Consider the following 20,824-nt stretch of genomic DNA (forward strand, 5'->3'; position numbering starts at 1 on the left):
GGGGCCGGGAGGCTTCCGGGCGGTGGCGCTGGTGGGGCTCGCGGGGCTGGGCGCGGCGGTGGTGGTGACGGAGCGGTCGCGGTGGCGGGTGGAGCACGACGACGGCTTCGGGGTGTCGGTGTTGTTGCCGGACGGCTGGCGCCGCGAGGAGGACGGCCAGGAGCGGAGGGCCTTCTCCAATGGCCTGAAGGGCCTGGGGCGGGCCACGCTCACGGCGGAGGTCATCGAGGCGGGTGAGCCCGGGGACGGCTCGGCGCAGGCCCAGCACTTCCTGGATGCGTCGCTGGTGCCGGGGCGGGCGGGACCGGAGGGGCACACGGTGTCCGCGGGCGTGGTCGAGCCCGCGTCGCTGGGCGGCCGGCGCGCGCAGCGGATCCGCGCGGAGCTGGATGGGGTGGGGGGACGGACGCACCTGGTGGCGTGGTTCGTGCCCCGTGGAGAGTGGGTGTACCGGCTCGTCTTCACCTGGCCACAGGCCTATCCGGCATACGCGCGGGTGGCGGAGCGGATGACGGCGGACGTGCGCTTCGAGGAACCCGCGAGCCTGCGGGTCGCCCGGGCCCGGGCGTTGCTGGTGCCGGGCGTGGCGGGACCGCTGCGGGAGCTGGGGCATGCGCTGCGGCGGTGGGGGCTGCCGGCGGATGCCGTGGAGCCCCTGGCGTCGGCGGTGCGGCTGGCGCCGACCCAGGTGGACACGCGCGTGGAGTTGGCCCGAGCGTATTTCGAGTCCGGGCAGGTGGAGGCGGGGTGTCACTCGGCGGCGGAGGCCCGGGTGTACGGACCTTCCGACACGGGCGCGCTGGAGGCGGGCGTGCGCTGCGCGCTGGCGCAGGGGGATACGGCCGAGGCCCTGCTGCGCCTGGAAGAGGCCCGCCGCGTGGACCCTCGGGATGCACGCCTGCGCGCGGCCGAGGGCGCCTTGAAGGCGGCGGTCGAGGCGCCGGGGCCGGCTCCCCAGCGGCGGTGACGCGGAAATTCAGCGCTCGCCGAACGGGCGCACCGCGAGCCCCGCGCCCAGCATCCCCTCGTCGCGCCGAAAGAGGCCCGCGTCGTTCCGCACGCCCGTGGCCGTGAGCCGCGCGAACACCGGCGCGTCGTTGACCGCGAGGAGCACGTGCTCCAGCGCGACCTCGCCCCGCGCCCGGAAGTGGGAGCCGCCGTCGAAGTCGAAGCTCCAGCCGGCGAGCCCCGTCGCGCGCAGGGCCCACCTGCCATCCCGCGTCTCCCAGCCCGCGTCGAGCAGCAGGGACGTGAAGGGGGACACTTCGTTCCGGGTGCCCTCCGGTGAATGTCGCAGCGCATGGCTCGCGGCGGGCCCCACGGCCAGCCAGCCCCACTCCGTGTTCGTGCGGAGTGGATCCAGCATCAGTCCCACGCGGCCCGTCTCCAGGGTCCAGCCCGGGCCCTCCCAGACGCGCCGCTCCAGGTGCGCCGCGCGCAGGGCGAGGGCCACGTCGAACGGGAAGGGGATGTGCCGGGGCCGACCGATGGTGACGAGCAGGGAGCCTTCCTCCACGTGCCTGCGCAGCAGGCCGTCGTACGCGGTGAAGGTCAGCCCCTTCTGCTCGCCGCTCCATGCCTCCGTCATGAGCAGCCGGTGCGAGTTGATCCACAGCGAGTCCGCCTTGCTGTCGCTCGAGCGCACCGTGCGGACGAGCAACCCCGTGCGCACGGCGAGGGCCTCCGCGTCGTCCTGCACGCGCAGCGCGGTGCCCAGCACCCAGCCGGTGCCGGGGTCGAAGCAGGTGGGGAACGTCTCCCCGGCCGCCGTCTGGCCCTGACAGGACAGGCCGGGCGCGGTGCCCAGGAGCAATGCCAGCGCGAGCGCCACCATCCCGGGCCTAGCCCTTTCCAGGAGAGGACGTCGGCGCGGACCTCCTGGCCGGTGCCCACAGGGAGAAGCGCAGGCCCGCTTGCGCGGACCACTCCCAGCCGGCGGGCGCGTTCGCCAGGTCGTCGCGCCACGTCCCGCGTCCATCCAGCGTCACGCTCACGGGCTGGTCGTTGATGGCCAGGGCGATGACCTCATAGCTCGCGCGCAGCCGCAGCCGCTCCGGACGCAGGGGCCGGCCCTCCACGGCTTGCGCGAGCAGCACCTTCTGGGCCTCGGCGCCGAAGCGCACGTGGTGGAAGCCGTCCCGGTCCAGGGTGAGGTCCCCCTCCAGCGCCGCCGCGGGAACGAGCGTGAAGAAGCCGTTTGTCCGGTCGCGCTCCAGGGCGGGACCGGCCCGCAGGCGCACGTAGGACACGAGGTCGCTCGAGTGCCACAGGTCCAGCGTCACGTCTGTCGCGGCCACGGTGAGGAAGTCCGCGTGCACGTTCTCGCGGCGCACCTGTTCGCCGTGGAGCACCTCCATCCAGAAGCCCAGGTTGGCGTAGATGTCGAAGCGCCGGGGGCTGCCGTAGAAGGTCGTCACCCGGAAGAGCGGCGCGTCGTTCTGGCTGCGGAAGTCGTAGCGCAGGAGCGTGGCCTCGTAGGAGGGCGCGTCCCCCAGGTACAGCTCCGTCTCCAGCAGGGTCATCCGGTGCAGCCGGTCCGAGTCCCCCGGCCACTCCAGGTCCACGCCGAAGTCCACCCGCACGCGTTCCTCCAGGCGGTCCGTCTCGCGCATCCAGCGCGGCGCCCAGGCCCCGCCCACGTAGACGCGCCGGTGCAGGTCGAAGTTGTACTGGAGCACCCGCCCGCGCTCGTCGCGGTACCAACCCGGCGGCGCCTCAGCGATGGCGGGCACCAGGCGGTACTGGCGCACCATCTCCGTGGGCATCAGGTTCGGCACGCACCAGTCCACCCGCTGCAGGGGCTGGTCCTTCTCATGCCCCTCCGAGTCCAACTCATAGGCGGGCGACACCAGGCACTCCCTCTTCACGTCATCGCAGCGGGCGCGCCACGCTCCAGAAGGAACGTCGGGCGTGGGCGGCAGGGCGAGGCACCGCACCTGCCCGTCGTAGGGCTGCTGGGGAGACGACGCGTTCGGGACGGCCATCTGGAAGTCCCACGACTCCAGCGCCGCGGGCGGTTCGGGCGCCGCGGGCTGCGTGGCCTCCGCCGGTGCTTCCGGCTGCTTTTCCTCTGGTGCCGCCTCCTCCACCTGCCCCAGCAGGAGGGCACATCCCAGGGTCACCGCTGAAACCAGCATCACTGCTCCTCGTCGAAGTTGAGCGGCCCTTCGCGTTCCGGCCACGCGGTCAGGCTTGGTGATGGGGGGCCCTTACAAGGCCCGTGCCCCTGGCTGGAGCACGGGCTTTCGCGGACTTGCCCGTGCGGCTGTGCAGGCGCCTGCACAGCCCCTGTGCACGCGGAAGCGCGTGCGCTGGCGCGAGAACGACGCACCCCCTACCAGGTCGGTCGACCGGCGGGGGTGGCGGGGATATAAGCCCCCCGGCCCCATGGGGTTCACGGTGGCCCGTCCCGGACGACGAAGGAGCACGCGCGCGTGGCAAGCGACGTCGAAAAGAACTCGCAGGGGGATTCCACCTTCACCCAGGCCATCCTCGGTGATGACACCCTGACGTCTTCATGGGGGCGGCGGTGGCTGGCCCTGTCCTTCAGCGCGCGAGTGGTCCTGGCGACCGCGGGCTTCGCGGCGCTGCTCTTCGTGCCCTACCTGGGCGCGGTCGGCCTGTGGGACCCCTGGGAGACGCACTACGGCGAAGTGGGCCGGCAGATGATCCAGCGCGCCGACTACGTCTATCCCTTCTGGGAGAACGCGTGGTTCTTCTCCAAGCCGCCGCTCACCATGTGGATGCAGGCGCTGGGGATGAACATCGTCGGCGCGCTCCGGGGCGACGGCGCCATGGGCCTCTACACGGAGTGGGGCATGCGCATGCCCTTCGCGCTCCTGAGCATCACCGCCGTGGCGCTCCTGTCGCTGGCGGTGGCGCGCATCGTGAACATGCGCGCGGGCCTGGCCACGGGCTTCGTGCTGGCCACCATGCCGCTGTACTTCCTGCTCACCCGGCAGACCGTCACCGACACGCCCTTCGTCACCACCTTCGTGTGCGCCATGGCGTGCGCGCTCATCGGGCAGTTGGATGACACCACGAAGCACCGCGCTGGCTGGTGGTACGCGTTCTACGTCTTCGCGGGCCTGGCCACGCTGGCCAAGGGCCTGCTGGGCGTGGGCCTGCCCGCGGTCATCCTGGTGCTGTACGCGGCCGCTGGCGTCATCCCGTGGAACCGCGAGAGCCTGGAGGCGCACCTGCGCTGGCTGGCCAGCGGCGAGGTCCGCGCCCAGGTGCGCGCGGGCACGCGGGCCATGCCCGTGCTGTGGGCGCAGATGTACCGGATGAAGCTGGGCACGGGCATCCTCGTGTTCGCGGCGGTGGCGGTGCCCTGGTACCTGACGCTGTGCCTCTTCGATGGCGTGGACGACGAGGGCAAGCTCTTCTGGTACCGCTTCTTCATCCACGACCACCTGAACCGCCTCACCGCGGGCGTGCACACCACCACGCCGGGCGGGTCGTTCACCTACTTCATCGAACAGGGCGGCTTCGCCATCTTCCCGTGGGTGGCGCTGCTGCCCGGCGCGTTCGCGGTCGTGTCGCGACTCAAGCTGCGCTCGCGGGACAAGGCGGACCACCTGGCGCTCATCGCCGTGCTGTGGGTGGCGTTCGCGTTCTACCTGCTGGCCTCCAGCGCGACGAAGTTCCACCACTACGTGTTCCCGGTGCTGCCGGGCCTGGCCATCCTCATCTCGCTGTTCGTGGACCGGCTGTGGAAGGACGGCGTCTCCGAGCACGCCGTGAGCCTCATCTTCGGCCTGATCCTCTTCATCCTGGTGGGCAAGGACCTGGCGGAGAACCCCAAGGACTTCACCGACCTGTTCGTCTACAACTACGACCGGCCCTATCCGCAGGACCTGGTCACCAAGCCCATCGCGTTCTTCTCCTCGCGTCCGCTGTGGATGGGCGACCTGGTGACGCTGGTGCTGCTGGCCTTCGGCGTGTACCTGGCCTTCGACGCGTTCTCCTCCAAGGCGAAGCTGGAGCGCCCGGCCGCCGCGCGCGCGGTGGCGCTGGGCCTGCTGCTCACCGGCGGGGCCACGCTGGCCGCGGTGGCCACGCAGGGGCAGGTGTCCGCGATGGGGCTGTGGGGCGTGGCGCTGGTGGCGCTCGCGGGCTTCCTCATCTGGCAGGCGTCGCGGCCGGAGGAGGCGCCGGGGCGCACGGTGCTCCAGGCGGTGGGCTTCGGCCTGGCGCTGGTGGGCGTGGCGCTGGCGGTGCGCGGCTTCAAGGGGCCGCCCGCGTCGGACGCGCTGTTCAAGGCCCTGTCCGGCACCATCAACGTGAAGGTGGGCATGGGCTTCGCGTTCGGCGTGGCCGGCGTGCTGGCGGCGGTGGCCGCGCTGCAGCGCTCGCGCGTGTTGCTGTTCAGCACCTTCTGGGGCCTGGCCGCGGCGTTCGCGCTCTGGTTCAACTGGGGCCACTGGGTGGACCTGTCCCACCACTGGACGCAGCGCGACCTGTTCTGGCGCTACTACGACCAGCGCAAGCCGGGTGAGCCCATCGCCGCGTACATGATGAACTGGCGCGGCGAGACGTTCTACTCGCGCAACACCGTGGAGCAGTTCCGCGCCAACGACGCCAACACGCGCATGCGCCAGTACGCGGCGCGGCCCGGCCGCGAGTGGGCGCTGGTGGAGCACAACCGCGTGAACCTGCTGCGCACCGCGGTGGGCTCCGACAAGACCGTCACCCTCGTGGACCGCGACATCAACAACAAGTTCGTCCTGGTGACCATCGAGTGAGCATCCTCGTCCCGCCCCCGCTCGCGGAGGCCCCCGCGAAGGGAGGCCTGCGCGTCCGCGGTCTGGCGAAGCGCTTCGGCGAGCGCACCGCCGTGGAGGACCTCACCTTCGACGTGCGGCCCGGCGAGGTGTTCGGTCTGCTGGGTCCCAACGGCGCGGGCAAGACGACGACGGTGCGCATGCTGACGGGGCTGCTCAGGCCCTCCAGCGGCGACGCGGAGGTGTGGGGCCACTCCGTCACGCGCGACGGCGAGTCGCTGCGCAAGGTGGTGGGGCTGCTCACTGAACAGCCCGGGCTCTACGACCGGCTCACCGCCCGGGAGAACCTGCGCTTCTTCATGAAGCTGCATGAGCTGGACGAGTCCGTCGCGTGGCCCCGGGCGAAGCACTACCTGGATCGCTTCGGGCTGGGCGGCCGCGAGGACGACCCGTGCGGCGGCTTCAGCAAGGGCATGCGGCAGAAGCTGGCCATCGTGCGCACGCTGGTGCACGACCCGCGCGTCATCTTCCTGGACGAGCCCACCAGCGGCCTGGACCCGGAGTCCGCGCGCACCGTGCGCGACGCGGTGGCGGAGCTGGCCTCCGAGGGGCGCACCATCGTGCTGTGCTCGCACAACCTGGCGGAGGTGGAGCGGCTGTGCGAGCGCGTGGCCGTGGTGCGCCGCCGCCTGCTGGCGCTGGGCCCGGTGCGTGAAATGCGCCGCGCGGGCCAGTCGCTGGACGTGCGCGTGGAGGGCGACGCGCAAGGCTTCGTCACCGCGCTGGTGGCGCTGCCCTTCCGGCCCAACGTGCTGGTGGAGGGCGGCCGCCTGCGGGTGATGCTGGCGGATGAGTCCCAGGCGCCGGACGTGGTGGCGTGCCTGGTGCGTGCGGGGGCTCGCGTGCACAGCGTGGTGCCCGCGCAGCGGCCGTTGGAAGAGGTGTACCTGGACCTGCTGCGGGAAGAGGGGACGTGAGCATGGCCTTCCGGCCGCGACGCGCGTTGGCGGTGTTCTGGAAGGACTGGCTGGACCTGCGCAAGAACGTGGGCCTGCTCGTGTCCATGGCGGTGCTGCCGCTGGTGATGGTGACGGTGCCCATCGGCGTGGTGTGGACGTACGTGCGGCAGCCGGACCACTCGGACCTGCGCACGGTGGCGCTCTTCTACGACCCCACGCTGCCCCTGGGCGCGAGCGCGGCGCGCTTCCTCGTCGACAAGTCGCTCACCGACTGGTTCGGCATGTTCCTGGTGATGCCCGTCTTCATCCCCATCCTCATCGCGTCCCAGAGCGTGGCGGGGGAGAAGGAGCGCCGCACGCTGGAGCCGCTGCTCGCGTCGCCCGTGTCCGCGGCGGAGCTGGTGGCGGGCAAGTGCCTGGCCGCGCTGGTGCCCGCGGTGGTGCTGACCTGGGTCGCCTTCGCGCTGTTCTGCGTGGGCGTGGACTGGGTGGCGTGGCCGCTGGTGGGCGCGCCGCTGATGCCCAATGCGCTGTGGGGCTTCGGCGTGTTCGTGCTCGCGCCGCTGTTCGCCTTCTTCGGCAACGGCGTCGCGGTGCTCATCTCCGCCCGGGTGAGCGAGGCGCGCATGGCGCAGCAGCTGGCCGCGCTGGTGGTGCTGCCGCTGGTGGGGCTGGTGGGAGGCCAGGTGGCCGGCGTGCTCAAGGCGGGCCCGGGGTACTACGCCATCCAGGGCGCGGTGGTGCTGGTGCTGGACTTCATCCTGCTGGCGGCCAGCATCCGGTTCCTGGACCGGGAACGTCTGGTCAGCCGCTGGGGTTGAGTCACTGGCGGGTTGGAGAGTGGACTGCCAGGGGGCCGGCCGGACGGGCAGGCGCCCGTGAAGCTGTTATGTTCCGGGCAGGATGCCGGGGGAAGCGCACTGGCGCTTTCGCGTCGGCGGCCCCGCATTTAGGGGATGGGGTTACGAAGCTTTGAAGACCTGCCGCCCAGGCGGCCACGGAGGCGCTGAACAGACATGGGGATCTTCGACAGCATCAAGGGCGAGGCGCAGCGGAACTTCATCGCCCGCGCGGACAGCGCGAAGGGTGAGATCGTCTACAAGTATCCGGAGAAGAACGTCCGGATGAAGACGCAGCTCACCGTGGACGCGGATGAGGTGGCGCTGTTCGTCAAGGACGGCAAGGTGGAGGGGAAGCTGGGGCCCGGCCGCCACACCCTGGACACCAACAACATCCCGTTCCTGTCGCGCCTGCTGGAGAGCTTCACCGGCGGCAACATGTTCATGGCGGAGATCTTCTTCGTCTCCAACCGTGAGCACACGGGCGTGAAGTTCGGCGGCCCCATTGGCGACGTGCGCGACCCGGAGACGGGCCTGGGCATCGGCACCATGGTGTACGGCGACTTCTCCATCCGCGTGACGGAGCCGGAGAAGCTCGTGGTGGGCCTGGTCGGCATGGGCCGCGCCACCAACGAGGAGTTCCTGGGCTGGTTCAAGGGCCAGGTGCTCAAGGTGACGCGCGACCGCACCGCCGAGCTGCTGGTGAAGAAGAAGTGGCCGCTGCTGGACGTGACGAGCGGCGCCTACGTGGAGGAGATGGAGCAGGAGATCCTCGCCGGCCTGAAGCCGCACGTGGACTCCTACGGCCTCACCATCGTCCGCATGGGCAACTTCGTCGTCAGCATCAAGCCCGAGGACGAAGTCACCCTGAAGAAGCTGTCCAAGGACGTCGCGTACTCGCGGCTGGCGGGCGGCTTCCAGCAGTACGCCCAAGGCCAGGCGATGCTCGGCGCGTCCGAGGGCATGGCCAAGGGCGGTGGCGGCTCTGACGGCGCCATGCAGGGCATGGGCATGGGCATGGGGTTCGGCATGGCGCAGATGTTCGCCAACCAGCAGAACAACCCGCAGCAGCAGCGCCCCGCGGAGCCCGCGCAGGCGGCCGCTCCCGCGGACACGCGCAGCCCGGCGCAGCGGCTCAAGGAGATCAAGGAGCTGAAGGACGCGGGTGTGCTCTCCGACGAGGAGTACGCCGCCAAGCGCGCGGAGTTGATGAAGCTGCTGTAGTCCCGCTGCTTTCGCGCTGACGCATGAGGGCCCTGTCTCCTGCTTGGGAGGCGGGGCCTTCGCGCGTTTCAGGGGGCGGGCGTGCCCGGCACGGCGAGGCGCAGCTGTTCGTGCAGCGTCTCCGCGCGCAGGTAGAGGAACTGCACGTCGCCGAAGGCCAGCGTGGCGCCGTCGTGGAGCATCACCTGGGCCTTGAAGCCCAAGGGTGCGCCGTTGATGAAGGTGCCGTTCATGGACTGGGCGTCGCGCACGGAGAAGTCCCCGGCGCCCGCGTTCCAGCGCAGGGTGGCGTGGTGCTGGGAGACGGAGGGCTCCGGCACCACGAGGTCGCACGCGTCGGTGCGGCCCACGGTGAACTCCTCGCCGTCCTGGTTCGGCTGGAGGAAGTGCACCTCCAGGTTGTCGAAGTCGCGCAGCATGGCGAGCAGCCGCTCCTCCATGCGCGAGCGGTGCGCCATCCCCACCGTGCGCATGCCCACCATGCCCGGGGCCACCACGGCCTTGAAGGCGGCGTCCACGGGCTGCTGGATGAGGGCGATAGCGCCGGACGCGGCCCGGAAGGACTCCAGCGAGGCGCCCGCGAAGGGACGGAGCTGATTCACGGACACCATGGCTCGGGACCCTACGTGCAACCGGCGGGGACGGGAAGGGCCCGGTGGGGCGCGGAGGCCCTGCCTACGAGGCCAGCGGCGTGGCCTGGGCCCGGGGCATCTGGGGCACCGGGGCCGGCGCCGGTGCCGGCGGTGGGGACGGCTGCGTGGGCGTGTCGTCCAACCGGCGCAGGTCCAGCTTCATGGGCACCTGGAGCGTGGTGCTCAGCCGCAAGAGCAGCACGTCCGGCGCGAGGCCGTTCTCACCAATCGCCTGCGTCACCTCGCGCGCGGAGGGCGCGGTGCCTCGGGCCCAGAGCTCCTTGAGGAACGCGCCCGCCTCCGGCGCGTGCCACCACGCCGGGCCGAAGCGCGCCTTCAGCTGCCCCTGGAGCTGCCCCGCCAGGAACCACGCCCGGAAGCTGTCGGCGGACTGGTAGAAGTCCTCCTGGTCCACGAGGTAGCGCTCCACGTCGTCCGCGGTCATGGGCATGGCGCCCGTGCGCGCCATCAGCGCGCGGTACAGCTCGCGCGGGTCCACGTCCGTGCGGCGGTGCAGCTCCAACTGGTAGAGCAGCCGGCCCGCCGCGTGGCGGATGAGGTACAGCTTGTGCGCGCTGGAGGTCGCCAGGTACTGGGCGCGCTTGTCGGCATCCCCCAGCACTCCCGCGTTCTCCTCCAGCCACACCGGGTCCTCCATCAGGTCCTCGAAGAGCGCGGAGTACGCCTCGCCCACGGTGGGGTTGCCCAGCCGCGCCAGTTCGAAGCGCTGCTCCTGCGTGAAGGCCATGTGCAAGAGGTGCCCCACCTCATGCAGCACGCGGCCCTGGTGCAGCACTCCCGTGCCCGGCTTGAAGGACAGCCTCACGTCGGACGGCACCTTCACCGACAGCGCCAGCGGGCGCGGGTTCTTCCGCGGCAGGTCGCGCGCGTCCACCTTCACGTTGGGCAGCGCGTTCAGGTCGATGCCCAGCCCCGCCACCGTGGCCTGCGCCTTCGCCAGCGACTCGCCCTTGGGGAACGCGTCCTCCACCTCGCGCGAGCGGAACAGGCGCGGGATGTCCGCGCGGGTGATTTGCGCGAAGGGCAGCCCCAGCTCGCGCTGGGAGAGCCGCTCCATCACCAGCCGGTACGGCTCCTGGGTGGCCTGGAGCACTTCTTCCGCCAGCTGCGCCAGCCGCTCCAGGTCCGCCTGCCGCAGCTCGCTGCCGAAGGCCTCGTAGGACTCGAAGCCCATCTGCTGCACCAGCTCGCGGGTGCGTGACTCGCGGCGCAGGAGCGTCTGGTTGAGGCGGGTGAGCGCGGGCGTGGCCGCCGCGTAGAGCGCCTTGCGCCTGAGGGCGCTCTTCTCGTTGGCGAGCAGCCGCTCCAGGTCGTGGTAGCGCACCTCGCGCCCGTCCACGTTCATCTTGAGGGACGCCTCCAGGTTGGCGGAGGCGTCGTTGTGCTCGGCCAGCTCGCGCGACAGGAACTCACCGGCGAAGTGACCGTGGAGCGCGGTGAGGGCGCGCAGCTCGCGCGGGTCCTTGGTCAGGTGCCGCAGCCGGTCGATGCGCCGCAGGTTCTCCAGGCTGAAGAGCGCCTGCTTGCCGCTGTAGGTGGCGGCGATGTCCACCGGTTTGCCCTCCGTCCAGAAGTCCCAGACGAGCCGGTGCTGCTCCTCCAGGAGGAGGGCGGCCTCCGTGGACAGGGCGTTCACTTCGCCGGTCAGCAGTTCTTCCTCGCTGGGAGGGGGGACCACCACCGGGGGCGGCGCCTTGTGACAGGCGCTCAGCAAACACATGGCGGCGGCGAGGAGGGACGGAATCCTTGGGGACATGGGCCGCCCATGTTACTTCCGACCCGCCGATGCCCAACGTAAACCCATGGCGAGCGGCCCGAGGGCGCCAGGGCCTCTACTCCGCCCTGCGACAGTTCTTCGCTGGCCAGGGTTACCTGGAAGTGGAGACGCCGCTGCTCGTGCCCACGCCCGGCATGGAGCCGTACATCTCCGCCTTCGAGACGCCCTTCGTCCCGGAGACGGACCTGGGCAAGGCCCGCACGCTCTACCTGCACACCAGCCCCGAGTACGCGATGAAGCGCCTGCTCGCGCAGGGCGCGGGGCCGCTGTTCCAGATCTGCAAGGTGTTCCGGAACGGCGAGGTATCCCAGACGCACAACCCTGAGTTCACGCTGCTGGAGTTCTACCGGCCGCACGCGGACTACCACGCCATCATGGACGACCTGGAGGGCGCGCTGGCGGCGGCGGGCCGGGTGGCGGCGGACGCGAAGGAGGGTGACCCTGGCGCGGACCCCGCCTTCTTCACGCGCACGCCGTACGAGCGCGTGACGGTGCGGGACGCGGTGCTGCGCGCCACGGGCGTGGACATCCACGTGCATTCGGACGGCGCATCGCTCAAGCGGGCCGCGGACGCGGTGGGCGTGCACACCGGGAGCTCCACGTCCTTCGACGACGTCTTCTTCCACCTCTTCCTGGAGCGGGTGGAGCGGGGGCTGGGCCACGAGCGGCCCACGTTCCTCATCGAGTACCCCGCGTCCATGGCGGCGCTGTCCCGGCTGAAGCCCGGCGACGGCTGCGTGGCGGAGCGGGTGGAGCTGTACGCGAAGGGGCTGGAGCTGGCGAACGGCTTCTCCGAATTGACGGACGCGGTGGAGCAGCGCGCGCGGCTGGTGGAGGAGCAGGAGCTGCGCCGCAAGCTGGGCCGCGCCGTGTATCCCCTGGACGAGCGCTTCCTGGAGGCGGTGGGCCGCATGCCCCCTGCCGCGGGCATCGCCGTGGGGCTCGACCGAATCCTGATGCTGCTGCTCGGGGTCCAGCGCATCGAGGACGTCCTCCTGTTCCCCGCACACGGGTTCGTCTGATGCTCAAGGTGCTCCAGACGGTGTTCGCTGGCACGGCCACGGTGGGCCTCACGGGCGTGACGTCCGCGGCGGTGACGCTGCTGTCCGGGTTGGATCAGCACCCGGCGGCGGACAAGGTGCTGCGCGCGTGGGCCCTCTCGGGGCTGGCGTCCGCGGGGGTGCGGCATGAAGCCTTCGGCCTGGAGAACGTGCCCCGGGAAGGCAACGTCGTCTTCGTGAGCAACCACCAGTCGCACTTCGACGCGATGGTGAACTTCGCGCACATCGACAAGCACACGCGCTACGTCGCCAAGGCGGAGCTCTTCAAGGTGCCGGTGTTCGGCCGGGCCTTGCGCGTCGCGGGCAACATCCCCGTGCAGCGCACCGGCGGCGCGAATGACCGGGCCCGCCTCCAGGAGGCCGTGACGGCGCTGCGCGAGCGGGTCAGCGTGCTGTTCTACGCGGAGGGCACGCGCAGCCCGGATGGCGAGCTGAGGCCCTTCAAGAAGGGCGCCGCCACGCTGGCCATCCAGGCGCAGGTCCCCGTCGTCCCCATGGCCGTCGCCGGCACCCGGCTCATCCTCCCCAAGGGCGGGCGGGCCATCCAGTGGGGCCAGCGGGTCGCGTTGGTGGTGGGCAAGCCCGTGCCCACCGAAGGGCTGACGTTGGATGACCGGGATACCCTTACCCGCCGCCTGGAAGAGGCGGTGGCAGGGCTGTACGCCGAGGCGCGCGAGCGCTCGGGAGACCTTTCATGAAGAAGAGCACCCAGACCCAGTCGCAGGCCCACCCCTGGCATGGCATCTCGCCCGGGCCGGAGGCTCCTGAAGTCGTCACCGCGTACATCGAGATCGTCCCCACGGACGCCGTGAAGTACGAGATGGACAAGGAGTCCGGCATCCTGATGCTGGACCGGCCCCAGCGCTTCAGCAGCCAGTGCCCCACGCTCTACGGCTTCATCCCGCGCACGTACTGCGGCGAGCAGGTGGCGAAGCGCTGCGCGGAGCGCACCGGCCACAAGGACATCCACGGCGACGGGGACCCCATCGACATCTGCGTGCTGACGGAGAAGGTCGTCTCCAACGGCAACCTGCTGGTGCACGCGGTGCCCGTGGGCGGCTTCCGGATGGTCGACGGCAACGAAGCCGACGACAAGATCATCGCGGTGCTGGAGTCGGACCTCGTGTACGGCGAGCTCCAGTACATCGCGCAGCTGCCGCGCCCGCTGCTGGACCGCCTGAAGCACTACTTCCTCACCTACAAGCAGATTCCGGGCGAGGGAAAGCGCAGCGTCGAAATCGCGGAGGTCTACGACCGGCAGGAGGCGCTGGAGGTCATCCGCCGCAGCATGCGCGACTACGACAAGCTCTTCGTGGAGCCGGAAGCGAAGCCCGCGAAGAAGTCCGCGCCGGCCGCGCGCCGCAAGACGTCCGTGGCGAAGGCGGCGGCCAAGGGCCCCATGGGCCGCGGCAACCGGAGCGGGAAGTAGCCGCTTCCTGACGTCACGACGCGCGGGAAGGGCAGGGCCCCAGATGGGCCCCGCTTCCTTTCACGCGTTGAGCGGGCCTGTGCCTACGAGCGGCGGGCGCGCTTGGGCGCGGAGCTGGCGGCGCGCTTGCCCCGGGCCGGAGCGGGGGCCTTGCGAGCCGTCTTGGCCTTGGCGGCGGAGGCCGTCTTCGCCACCTTCTTGGAGGCCTTCTTCGCCACGGTCTTCACGCGGGCGGCGGCCTTCTTGGCCACGGCCTTCACCTTGCTCACTACTTTCTTCGCGGCCTTCTTCGCCGGGGCCACGGCCCGGCGTACGGAGGGCTTCTTGCCCGCGGCGGCCTTCTTGGCCGGCTTCGCGGCGGGGCCGGGGACGGCGGTGCCCCGGGCGGGGAGCTGGTCCACGAGCTTCTTCGGCGCGATGGCGCGGTAGCTCTCGTCGATCCACGCCTTGATGACGGGCACCGGCACCTGCGAGGCCTCGTCGAAGTGGGCGGTCACCCAGCCGCTCTTTCCCAGGCCGTACTCGGTGGGCTCGGTGAAGGGCAGCGTGAGCGCGGCGTCCTTGGAGTCGGGCAGCTTGGCGGAGAGGTTCAGCTTCTCGCCGTCGACGGTCATGAAGAGGAAGGTCTTGTCATTGACCTTCATCGCGCGGTGGCCCCAGGGGAAGTCCTCGTGGGCGCCGGGGTAGCTCATCGCATGTTCGCGCAGTACCGCTTCGACCTTCTGCGTCTCGTTCTCTGCGGGCATGGGCACCTGGCTTCGTTGTGGGTCGTGACAGCTTAACCGCACCTGTCTCATCCAGCGTATTCCCCAATGTGTCGGTTGCTGACGGAAAGACAGGTGACGGGTCACCCGTGGTTTCCCGCATCCGTCGGAGCCCTGGGTCCTAGGTACGGGGTGGGGGGCACGCATAGTCTCGGGGTCAACGATAAGGAGTCGCTTCCCGATGCCCCAGTCTCTGCTCGCCACGGATGGCTACAAGTTCAGCATGGCGGAGGCCGGCTGGCCTCTGCGGAAGGAAACGTTCTACTACTCGCACCGCAAGGGCGGGCCCCAGGTGATGCCGCTGGACCTGGCGGCCTGGGTGAAGAACCTCCTGCCGGAGCCGCAGCCGGACGACTACGCGTTCCTCGCCCGCCACGACTACGAGATGGGCGTGGGCTTCAAGGCGGCCATCCTGCGCAAGGCGCAGCTGTCCGTGCGAGCCATTCCGCGGGGCGCGCTGTTCCTGCCGCGCGAGCCCATCCTCACCCTCACGGGGCCCTCCGCGCTGGTGTCCTGGCTGGAGCCGATGCTGTTGCAGCTCAACTACCGCGTCCAGGTGGCCACGCAGGCGCTGCAGGACCGCGAGGCGCTGGCCCGGGCGCTGGCCACGGTGACGTGCGAGGAGGAGAAGCGCATCGCCCTGGAGACGCTGGACCAGGTGGGTGTGCGGGCCGTGTCCATCCAGGTGGACCCGGAAGGTTACGTGCGGCGGGTGCGGGCGCAGGTGCAGGAACTGGTGGACATCGTCGAGGACCCTTCGCGCATCTTCGAGGTGGGCCTGCGCGCGGCGACCTGTCTGGAGCAGCACGAGCTGGCCCTGCGCGCGTGCCAGGAGGCGGGCGTGCAGCGCACGAGCAACGTGGAGGGCGCACGTGTGCTGGGCATGATTCCCGTGGGCACCATGGGCCACGAGCACGTGCAGCGCTACGGCTCCGACGACGCGGCCTACCGCGCGATGCATGAGCGCCGGCCGCAGCGCTCCAGCTACCTGCTGGACACCTTCGACACGCTGACGTCGGGCATCCCCGCGGCGTTCAAGCTCATCGCGGAGGAGCCGCAGGGCGGGGACTCCATCCGGTTCGACTCTGGGAACAAGAAGCTCCAGTACCTGTACGCGGTGACACGCGCGCGCGACCTGGGCATCAAGCCGGTCATCATCCTGGAGGACGGCCTGGACGCGCAGATGACGCGCGAGTTCGAGGAGCTGCGCAAGCAGGTGGGCTGGGAGCCGACGACGCAGTTCTACGGCTACGGCGGCCACATCGTGGCGCGCACCATGTCCCATGCGCTGACGCGCGACCGGGTGGCGGCCATCTACAAGCTGTCGTGCTCGGGCGCGACGCCGGTGATGAAGTTCGGCAATGAGCTGGCGGAGGGCAAGCAGAGCGTGCCGGGGACGCCCATCATCTTCCGCCGCCGCACGGGCACGGGGCCGCTGGGACTGGTGGGGCAGGCGGGGGAGGCGACGCCCCAGGGCTACTTCCCGCTGATGGAGTCGGCCCCGTCCATGCCGACGCTGGTGGGGACCGAAGGCCTGACGCCGGAGGAGCAGCGCATCGGCTACACTGCCACCACGCAGGCGCTGGTGGAGTCCATCACCCGGCGCCACTTCCCGCAGGGCCGCTGACGCCATTGTCGCGGCGGCGCTGACGGGACTGGAGAGCACGTCATGCCGCTGCCGCTTCCCCGGTTCCACGACGACGCACGTGTCGGCCAGCTCTACCTGGAGCGCGTGGCGGAGGTCTCCCAGGAGGCCCACCGCTACGCCGCCGAGCACCGCGTGCGTCCGGCCCGAGAAGACAAGGTCCGCATCGCCGCGTTCGGCATCGACGCGCAGGTGGCCTTCTGCACGCCGGGCGCGAGCCTCTTCGTCCCGGGCGCGGTGGAGGACACGCAGCGCACGCTGCGCTGGCTGTACGCGCACCTGGACCGGCTGACGGGGCTGGTGTTCTCGCTGGACACGCACCGGGCCTTTCAAATCTTCCATCCGGCCTGGTGGAAGGACGCGGAGGGGCGTCCGCCCGCGCCCATGACGGTCATCACCGCGAAGGACGTGCGGGAGGGCCGCTGGCGTGCGACGCGCCATCCGGAAGAGAGCCTGGCGTACTGCGAGGGGCTGGAGGCGAGCGGCCGGTACGTGCTGACCATCTGGCCGTACCACGCGCTGCTGGGCGGACAGAGCCACGCGCTGGTGCCCGCGATGTACGAGGCGAGCCTCTTCCACGCGCTGGTGCGGGACACGCCCACGCACTTCGAGCTGAAGGGCGAGCATCCGCTGACGGAGAACTACTCCGTGATGGCGCCGGAGGTGACGGAGGTGAAGGGCCAGCGCGTGGGTGAGTTCAACGCGCGGCTGATGGAACACCTGCTGACGTTCGACCGCGTGTACGTCTTCGGGCAGGCCAGCTCGCACTGCGTGCTGTCCACGCTGCGCGACCTGCAGCAGTACCTGGAGCGCACGGACCGCTCGAAGCTGGGGAACATCTACATCCTGGAGGACGCGATGAGCCCCGTGCCCGCGCCTCCGTTGGAGCCACTGCCCGCGGCGCTGGACTTCCCTCGCCTGGCGAAGGAAGCGCTGGCGGCCTTCAAGGCCGCCGGGATGCAGGTGGTGCGGACGACGGATCCAATTCCGTAGGGACGCGCGGCGCTGCCGTTACCGGCCCAGGTGCGCGAGCGCCCACTTCGCGGTGGCGTCGCGCAGCGTCTCCCTGGCGGTGGCGCCGGGGCGGGCCTGTCCGTTCAGCTCCACCACCTCGCGGAAGAGGGACAGCTCCGGTCCGTTGTCCCGCTGCACGACGCCCGCGAAGAGCACCACGTGCGTGCCCTGCGCGCGCGCCAGCCTCGCGAGCGCCACGGGGCCCTTGCCCATGGACGTCTGACGGTCGAAGCGCCCCTCGCCCGTGAGCACCAGGTCCGCGAGCAGCACGCGCCGCTCCATCCCCAGCGCCCGCGCCACCAGGTCATACCCGGACGTGAGCTTCCCGCCTCCGAGCGCCGCGAGCCCGTAGCCCAGGCCGCCCGCCGCGCCCGCGCCCGGGAGGTTCGCGGCGTCCTCGTCCACGATGCGGCAGAACGTGGCCAGCGCCGTCTCCAGCTCCTCCACCGCCGCCGCGTCCGCGCCCTTCTGCGGACCGAAGAGGCGCGCGGAGCCGTCCGCGCCCAGGAGCGGCGTCGTCACGTCCGTGGCGATGAGCAGCTCCACCTGCTCCAGGCGCGGGTGCTTGCCGCTCGCGTCCACGCGCGAGAGCCTGGCGAGGCTCGCGCCCCCCGGCGGCAGCGGCGCCCCGTCCGCGTCCAGGAAGCGGAAGCCCAGCGCCTCCAGCGCCCCCTTGCCGCCGTCCGTGGTGGCGCTGCCGCCCAGGCCGACGATGAGCCGCTCGCACCCCGAGCCCAGCGCCGCGCGCATGAGCTCCCCCGTGCCGTGCGTGCACGCGGCCCGCGCGTCCCGTTGGCTCGGCGGCACCAGCGCGAGCCCCGAGGCCTGCGCCATCTCCACCACCGCCGTGCGCCCGTCATCCAGCCACGCCCAGCAGGCGTCCACCGGAGCGCCCATGGGGCCGCGCACGATGAGCCTGCGGCGCTCGGCCCGCGGCGTGCCCGCGAGCAGCGCGTCCAGCGTGCCCGGGCCTCCGTCCGCGAGCGGCGCCACGTCCAGCACCACGTCCAGCGAGGCCTGCCGCAGCCCCTCCGCCATGGCGTCCGCGGCTTCGGCCGCGCTCAAGGTGCCCTTGAACTCCTGGGGCGCAAGCAGCCAGCGTGGGGGGATCATGCTCGGGCACCTACGGGCTTGGACCGCGCGGACACGGGGGGACTCCGGTGGGCGCTCCGCCACCGCGTCTGCGGCATGGACGTCATCGTTCCTCCCGGGCCGGGGCGGTACTGACCCCGGCATACCATTCCAGGAGGGGACGTGGCCCCTGGAGCGACGGCATCACGCGTTGTGAAATCCGCTCCAACCGCAGGAGGAGCTTGGACACCTCGTCCGACGGCTGCCGGGCGGGTCCCTGGATGCGCTGACAGAAGAACGTGCGGCACCCGAACGGCCGGTCCGCGTACACGGTGCAGCGCAGGCCCGCGGCGTCCAGGTAGGGGCAGGCGCCGTCGGCGCGCGGGGAAGGAAGGGGCTTGCTGCGCTTGAGCAGCTCCCACTCCGGGAGCCACAGCCAGGGCTGGCGCTTCGTGACGGCCAGCTGGCAGCACTCACCGCTCGCGGGACACGAATACGGGGCATACGCCTCGTCCGCCTGGCGGTAGACGGTGCGTGTCTCCTGGAGGGCGCGCTCCAACGCCCGCGTCCCGGACGCGGGGGTCTCGTCGTCTGCGTCGTCCCAATCCCGGCGCGCCATGACTGAACCGTTCCCGCACGTCGGGGTCCGCTCAATGGACCCCTTGGATGGGTCCTACCCTAACTCACAGCATGCGCAGGACGAAACATTTGAGGTAGCGCGTCTCGCGCAGGTTGAGGAGGACGGGGTGGTCGCGGCCGGCGCCGCGGCGCTCGATGATCTGCACCCGGCGCTTCGCGTCCGACGCCGCTGAGGCGAGCATCTCCTCGAAGCCCTGCTCATCCACGTGATACGTGCAGCTCGCGGTCACCAGGATGCCGCCGGGGCGCAGGAGCTGGAAGGCGCGCAGGTTGAGCTCCTTGTAGCCGCGCAACGCCGCTGGAATCGCGTCCTTGTTCTTCGCGAAGGAGGGCGGATCCAACACGATGGTGTCGTAGCGCTTGCCCTCGTCCACCGCGTCGCGCAGGAAGTCGAACGCGTTGGCCGTCACGACCTCCAGGTTGGAGAGCTTGTTGGACTGGGCGTTGTCGCGCAGCTGCGCGGAGGCGGACTCCGAAATCTCCACCGCCGTGACGTGCTTGGCGCGCGTGGCCAGCTGGAGCGCGAACCCGCCCACGTAGCTGAAGCAGTCCAGCGCCTCGCCGAAGGCGTAGTGCGCCGCCATCACGTGGTTCTCACGCTGGTCCAGGAACGCGCCCGTCTTCTGGCCCTCCAGCAGGTCCGCGCGCATGCGCACCAGGCCCTCGTCGAAGGACACGGGGCCCGGCGGCAGCGCACCGCGCAGCAGGCCCTTCTCCGGGAGGAGGCCCTCCAGGTGGCGCACGCTCACGTCGGAGCGGTTGACCATGCCCTTCGGGTGGAACTGCTCCTCCAGCAGGTCCGCGATGAGCGCCTTGCGCTGCTCCATGGCGGGGACCAGGAACTGCACGCTCAGGTAGTCGCCGTAGCGGTCCACCACGAGCCCGGGCAGGCCGTCCGCCTCGCCGTGCACCAGCCGGTACGTCGTCTCGCCGGGCAGCGCCAGCTTGCGCAGCGCTTCGGCGGACTGGAGGCGCTGACGGAAGAAGTCCACGTCCACCGCGACGTCGTCGTTGGTGAGCCAGCGCAGCGAAATCTTGGACTGCTTCGAATAGAAGGCCTTGCCCATGAACCAGCCGCGGCCATCCACCACGCGGACGACTTCACCGCCCTGGAGGCCGGGGTCGCCGTTGAGGTCCGCGCGGTAGATCCACGGCGGGCCCGCGAGCCAGCGGTCGGAGCCGCGGCGCAGGAGCATCACCTGGGGCGTGCCGTCCGGGCCCAGCTCTGGCGACGTGCGGTCCGGCCGGAGCTTCTCGGGGCGATGGCCGTGCTTCTCCGGGCGCTGGCCGTGCTTCTCCGGGCGCTGGCCGGGCTTGCCGCCGCGTCCGGGGGGAGGGGAGCCGGGCCGGCCAGAGCGGGGGGGAGAGGTGGGCTTCATCGAGGCGTCTCGGGGGGAAAGAGGCGGGAGCAACCGCGCGGCGTATACTCGCAACCCACGTGAGTTACGAGTTGGTCCTTCAGGCGCGGACCCAAGGCGCCCCCTTCGACATGGCCCGGGTGGACGCCCTGCTGGCGGCACGCCCGGGGACCGACCGCTCGGACGGTGTGCGCGAGTGGGACCTGGGAGTAGGCACCGTGGAGGTACTACCCCTGCGCGACGGCAAGCGGGTGGTGGGCGCGGAGCTGCGCGTGCCGCTGGTGGACGATGAAGAGCTCATCCGCGAAGTCCTGACGGAGGCCGCCGGGCTGGCCCACCAGGCTCAGCTCCGGCTGTTCGACCCTCAGCTGGGAGAGGTCCTCACGGGCTCCGCCACGGAGCGGGTGGTCGAGCAGTACCTGCGCACGGAGCACTACCGGCGCACCGCGAAGCCCATGGAGATTACCCCCGGCCTGGCGGAGACAATGGACCGGGCCGAGCGGGTGCAGTCGCTGGGCCTGCCGTCCGAGCGCATGTCGCTGTCGTCGCGGCTGGTGCTCTTCGCGGTGGGCGGCTTCGCCCTCCTCTTCTTCGTGATGCGCTTCCTGATGGAGAAGCTCAACGGGGAGTGAGCCGGGGGGCGCCGGGGACCCTGGAGGGCGGAA

Annotated in this window: 19 protein-coding genes; 11 read left to right on the forward strand and 8 right to left on the reverse strand. The window is 71.1% G+C overall.

Features of this window, described 5'->3' with window-relative positions; translation table 11 throughout:
- Nucleotides 1–967, forward strand: a 967-nt coding sequence (locus tag D7X99_RS30930; protein ID WP_368667810.1) for a tetratricopeptide repeat protein, incomplete at its 5' end; no start/stop codon positions are given.
- Between the two features lie 9 nt (nucleotides 968–976).
- On the opposite strand, the gene D7X99_RS30935 is transcribed toward D7X99_RS30930, so the two are convergent.
- The gene (locus tag D7X99_RS30935; protein ID WP_121780916.1) at nucleotides 977–1,834 is read right to left on the reverse strand and encodes a hypothetical protein; all 858 of its coding nucleotides are present in this window, start codon (nucleotides 1,832–1,834) and stop codon (nucleotides 977–979) included.
- Nucleotides 1,835–1,841: 7 nt separating this feature from the next.
- Nucleotides 1,842–3,137 carry a hypothetical protein gene (locus tag D7X99_RS30940; RefSeq protein WP_121780917.1) on the reverse strand — a complete coding sequence of 432 codons (1,296 nt, stop codon included), beginning with the start codon at nucleotides 3,135–3,137 and terminating at the stop codon, nucleotides 1,842–1,844.
- Between the two features lie 297 nt (nucleotides 3,138–3,434).
- On the opposite strand from D7X99_RS30940, the gene D7X99_RS30945 reads away from it, so the two are divergent.
- The 4 genes from D7X99_RS30945 (at nucleotide 3,435) to D7X99_RS30960 (ending at nucleotide 8,748) form a co-directional block, all read left to right on the forward strand.
- Entirely contained in the window at nucleotides 3,435–5,747 is a 2,313-nt protein-coding gene (locus D7X99_RS30945) for a glycosyltransferase family 39 protein (RefSeq protein WP_121780918.1), read from the forward strand.
- A complete protein-coding gene (locus D7X99_RS30950) occupies nucleotides 5,744–6,703 on the forward strand; it encodes an ABC transporter ATP-binding protein (protein ID WP_121780919.1) in 960 nt (319 codons plus the stop codon). Before D7X99_RS30945 ends, D7X99_RS30950 begins: the two co-directional genes overlap by 4 nt.
- Nucleotides 6,704–6,705: 2 nt before the next feature.
- Nucleotides 6,706–7,506: an ABC transporter permease subunit gene (locus D7X99_RS30955; protein ID WP_120579436.1), complete on the forward strand. Its 801-nt coding sequence runs from the start codon at nucleotides 6,706–6,708 to the stop codon at nucleotides 7,504–7,506.
- Nucleotides 7,507–7,701: 195 nt separating this feature from the next.
- On the forward strand, nucleotides 7,702–8,748 hold the full coding sequence (locus D7X99_RS30960) for an SPFH domain-containing protein (RefSeq protein ID WP_121755252.1): 1,047 nt from the start codon (nucleotides 7,702–7,704) through the stop codon (nucleotides 8,746–8,748).
- 68 nt (nucleotides 8,749–8,816) lie between these two features.
- On the opposite strand, the gene D7X99_RS30965 is transcribed toward D7X99_RS30960, so the two are convergent.
- The gene (locus D7X99_RS30965; RefSeq protein ID WP_120597959.1) at nucleotides 8,817–9,359 is read right to left on the reverse strand and encodes an FHA domain-containing protein; all 543 of its coding nucleotides are present in this window, start codon (nucleotides 9,357–9,359) and stop codon (nucleotides 8,817–8,819) included.
- Nucleotides 9,360–9,423: 64 nt separating this feature from the next.
- Nucleotides 9,424–11,157: a chromosome segregation protein SMC gene (locus tag D7X99_RS30970; protein ID WP_121780920.1), complete on the reverse strand. Its 1,734-nt coding sequence runs from the start codon at nucleotides 11,155–11,157 to the stop codon at nucleotides 9,424–9,426.
- 29 nt (nucleotides 11,158–11,186) lie between these two features.
- On the opposite strand from D7X99_RS30970, the gene epmA reads away from it, so the two are divergent.
- Genes epmA through D7X99_RS30985 form a run of 3 tightly spaced genes read left to right on the forward strand, consistent with a single transcriptional unit; the run spans nucleotide 11,187 to nucleotide 13,668 of the window.
- Nucleotides 11,187–12,200, forward strand: a complete 1,014-nt coding sequence (gene epmA / locus D7X99_RS30975; RefSeq protein ID WP_121780921.1) for an EF-P lysine aminoacylase EpmA — start codon at nucleotides 11,187–11,189, stop codon at nucleotides 12,198–12,200.
- Nucleotides 12,200–12,937 carry a 1-acyl-sn-glycerol-3-phosphate acyltransferase gene (locus D7X99_RS30980; protein WP_233597283.1) on the forward strand — a complete coding sequence of 246 codons (738 nt, stop codon included), beginning with the start codon at nucleotides 12,200–12,202 and terminating at the stop codon, nucleotides 12,935–12,937. The genes epmA and D7X99_RS30980 overlap by 1 nt, the downstream gene beginning before the upstream one ends.
- Nucleotides 12,934–13,668, forward strand: coding sequence for an inorganic pyrophosphatase (locus D7X99_RS30985; protein ID WP_121780922.1), 735 nt, complete (start codon nucleotides 12,934–12,936; stop codon nucleotides 13,666–13,668). Before D7X99_RS30980 ends, D7X99_RS30985 begins: the two co-directional genes overlap by 4 nt.
- Nucleotides 13,669–13,751: 83 nt before the next feature.
- Here D7X99_RS30985 and D7X99_RS30990 read toward each other — a convergent pair whose 3' ends face one another.
- On the reverse strand, nucleotides 13,752–14,414 hold the full coding sequence (locus D7X99_RS30990) for an MmcQ/YjbR family DNA-binding protein (RefSeq protein ID WP_121780923.1): 663 nt from the start codon (nucleotides 14,412–14,414) through the stop codon (nucleotides 13,752–13,754).
- Between the two features lie 199 nt (nucleotides 14,415–14,613).
- Between D7X99_RS30990 and D7X99_RS30995 the strand changes: the two genes are divergently transcribed.
- Both D7X99_RS30995 and D7X99_RS31000 read left to right on the forward strand, forming a co-directional pair.
- Nucleotides 14,614–16,059, forward strand: coding sequence for a nicotinate phosphoribosyltransferase (locus D7X99_RS30995; RefSeq protein WP_121780924.1), 1,446 nt, complete (start codon nucleotides 14,614–14,616; stop codon nucleotides 16,057–16,059).
- Nucleotides 16,060–16,101: 42 nt separating this feature from the next.
- Entirely contained in the window at nucleotides 16,102–17,070 is a 969-nt protein-coding gene (locus D7X99_RS31000; protein WP_121780925.1) for a nicotinamidase, read from the forward strand.
- An 18-nt stretch (nucleotides 17,071–17,088) separates the two neighbouring features.
- Here the strand turns inward: D7X99_RS31000 and D7X99_RS31005 are convergent, their stop codons facing one another.
- The 3 genes from D7X99_RS31005 to D7X99_RS31015 form a co-directional block, all read right to left on the reverse strand.
- Nucleotides 17,089–18,204 (reverse strand): glycerate kinase, encoded by a 1,116-nt coding sequence (locus tag D7X99_RS31005; protein ID WP_121780926.1) that lies wholly within the window; start codon nucleotides 18,202–18,204, stop codon nucleotides 17,089–17,091.
- 82 nt (nucleotides 18,205–18,286) lie between these two features.
- Nucleotides 18,287–18,781: a YkgJ family cysteine cluster protein gene (locus tag D7X99_RS31010; protein ID WP_120597968.1), complete on the reverse strand. Its 495-nt coding sequence runs from the start codon at nucleotides 18,779–18,781 to the stop codon at nucleotides 18,287–18,289.
- Between the two features lie 64 nt (nucleotides 18,782–18,845).
- Complete coding sequence (locus D7X99_RS31015) at nucleotides 18,846–20,180, reverse strand: class I SAM-dependent rRNA methyltransferase (protein WP_199756386.1); 1,335 nt, start codon at nucleotides 20,178–20,180, stop codon at nucleotides 18,846–18,848.
- Between the two features lie 110 nt (nucleotides 20,181–20,290).
- On the opposite strand from D7X99_RS31015, the gene D7X99_RS31020 reads away from it, so the two are divergent.
- Nucleotides 20,291–20,791: a hypothetical protein gene (locus D7X99_RS31020; protein ID WP_147476307.1), complete on the forward strand. Its 501-nt coding sequence runs from the start codon at nucleotides 20,291–20,293 to the stop codon at nucleotides 20,789–20,791.
- The last annotated feature ends 33 nt before the right edge of the window (nucleotides 20,792–20,824 follow it).

The sequence above is a fragment of the Corallococcus sp. AB032C genome (assembly GCF_003668935.1).
GTDB classification, from domain to species: Bacteria; Myxococcota; Myxococcia; order Myxococcales; family Myxococcaceae; genus Corallococcus; species Corallococcus exiguus.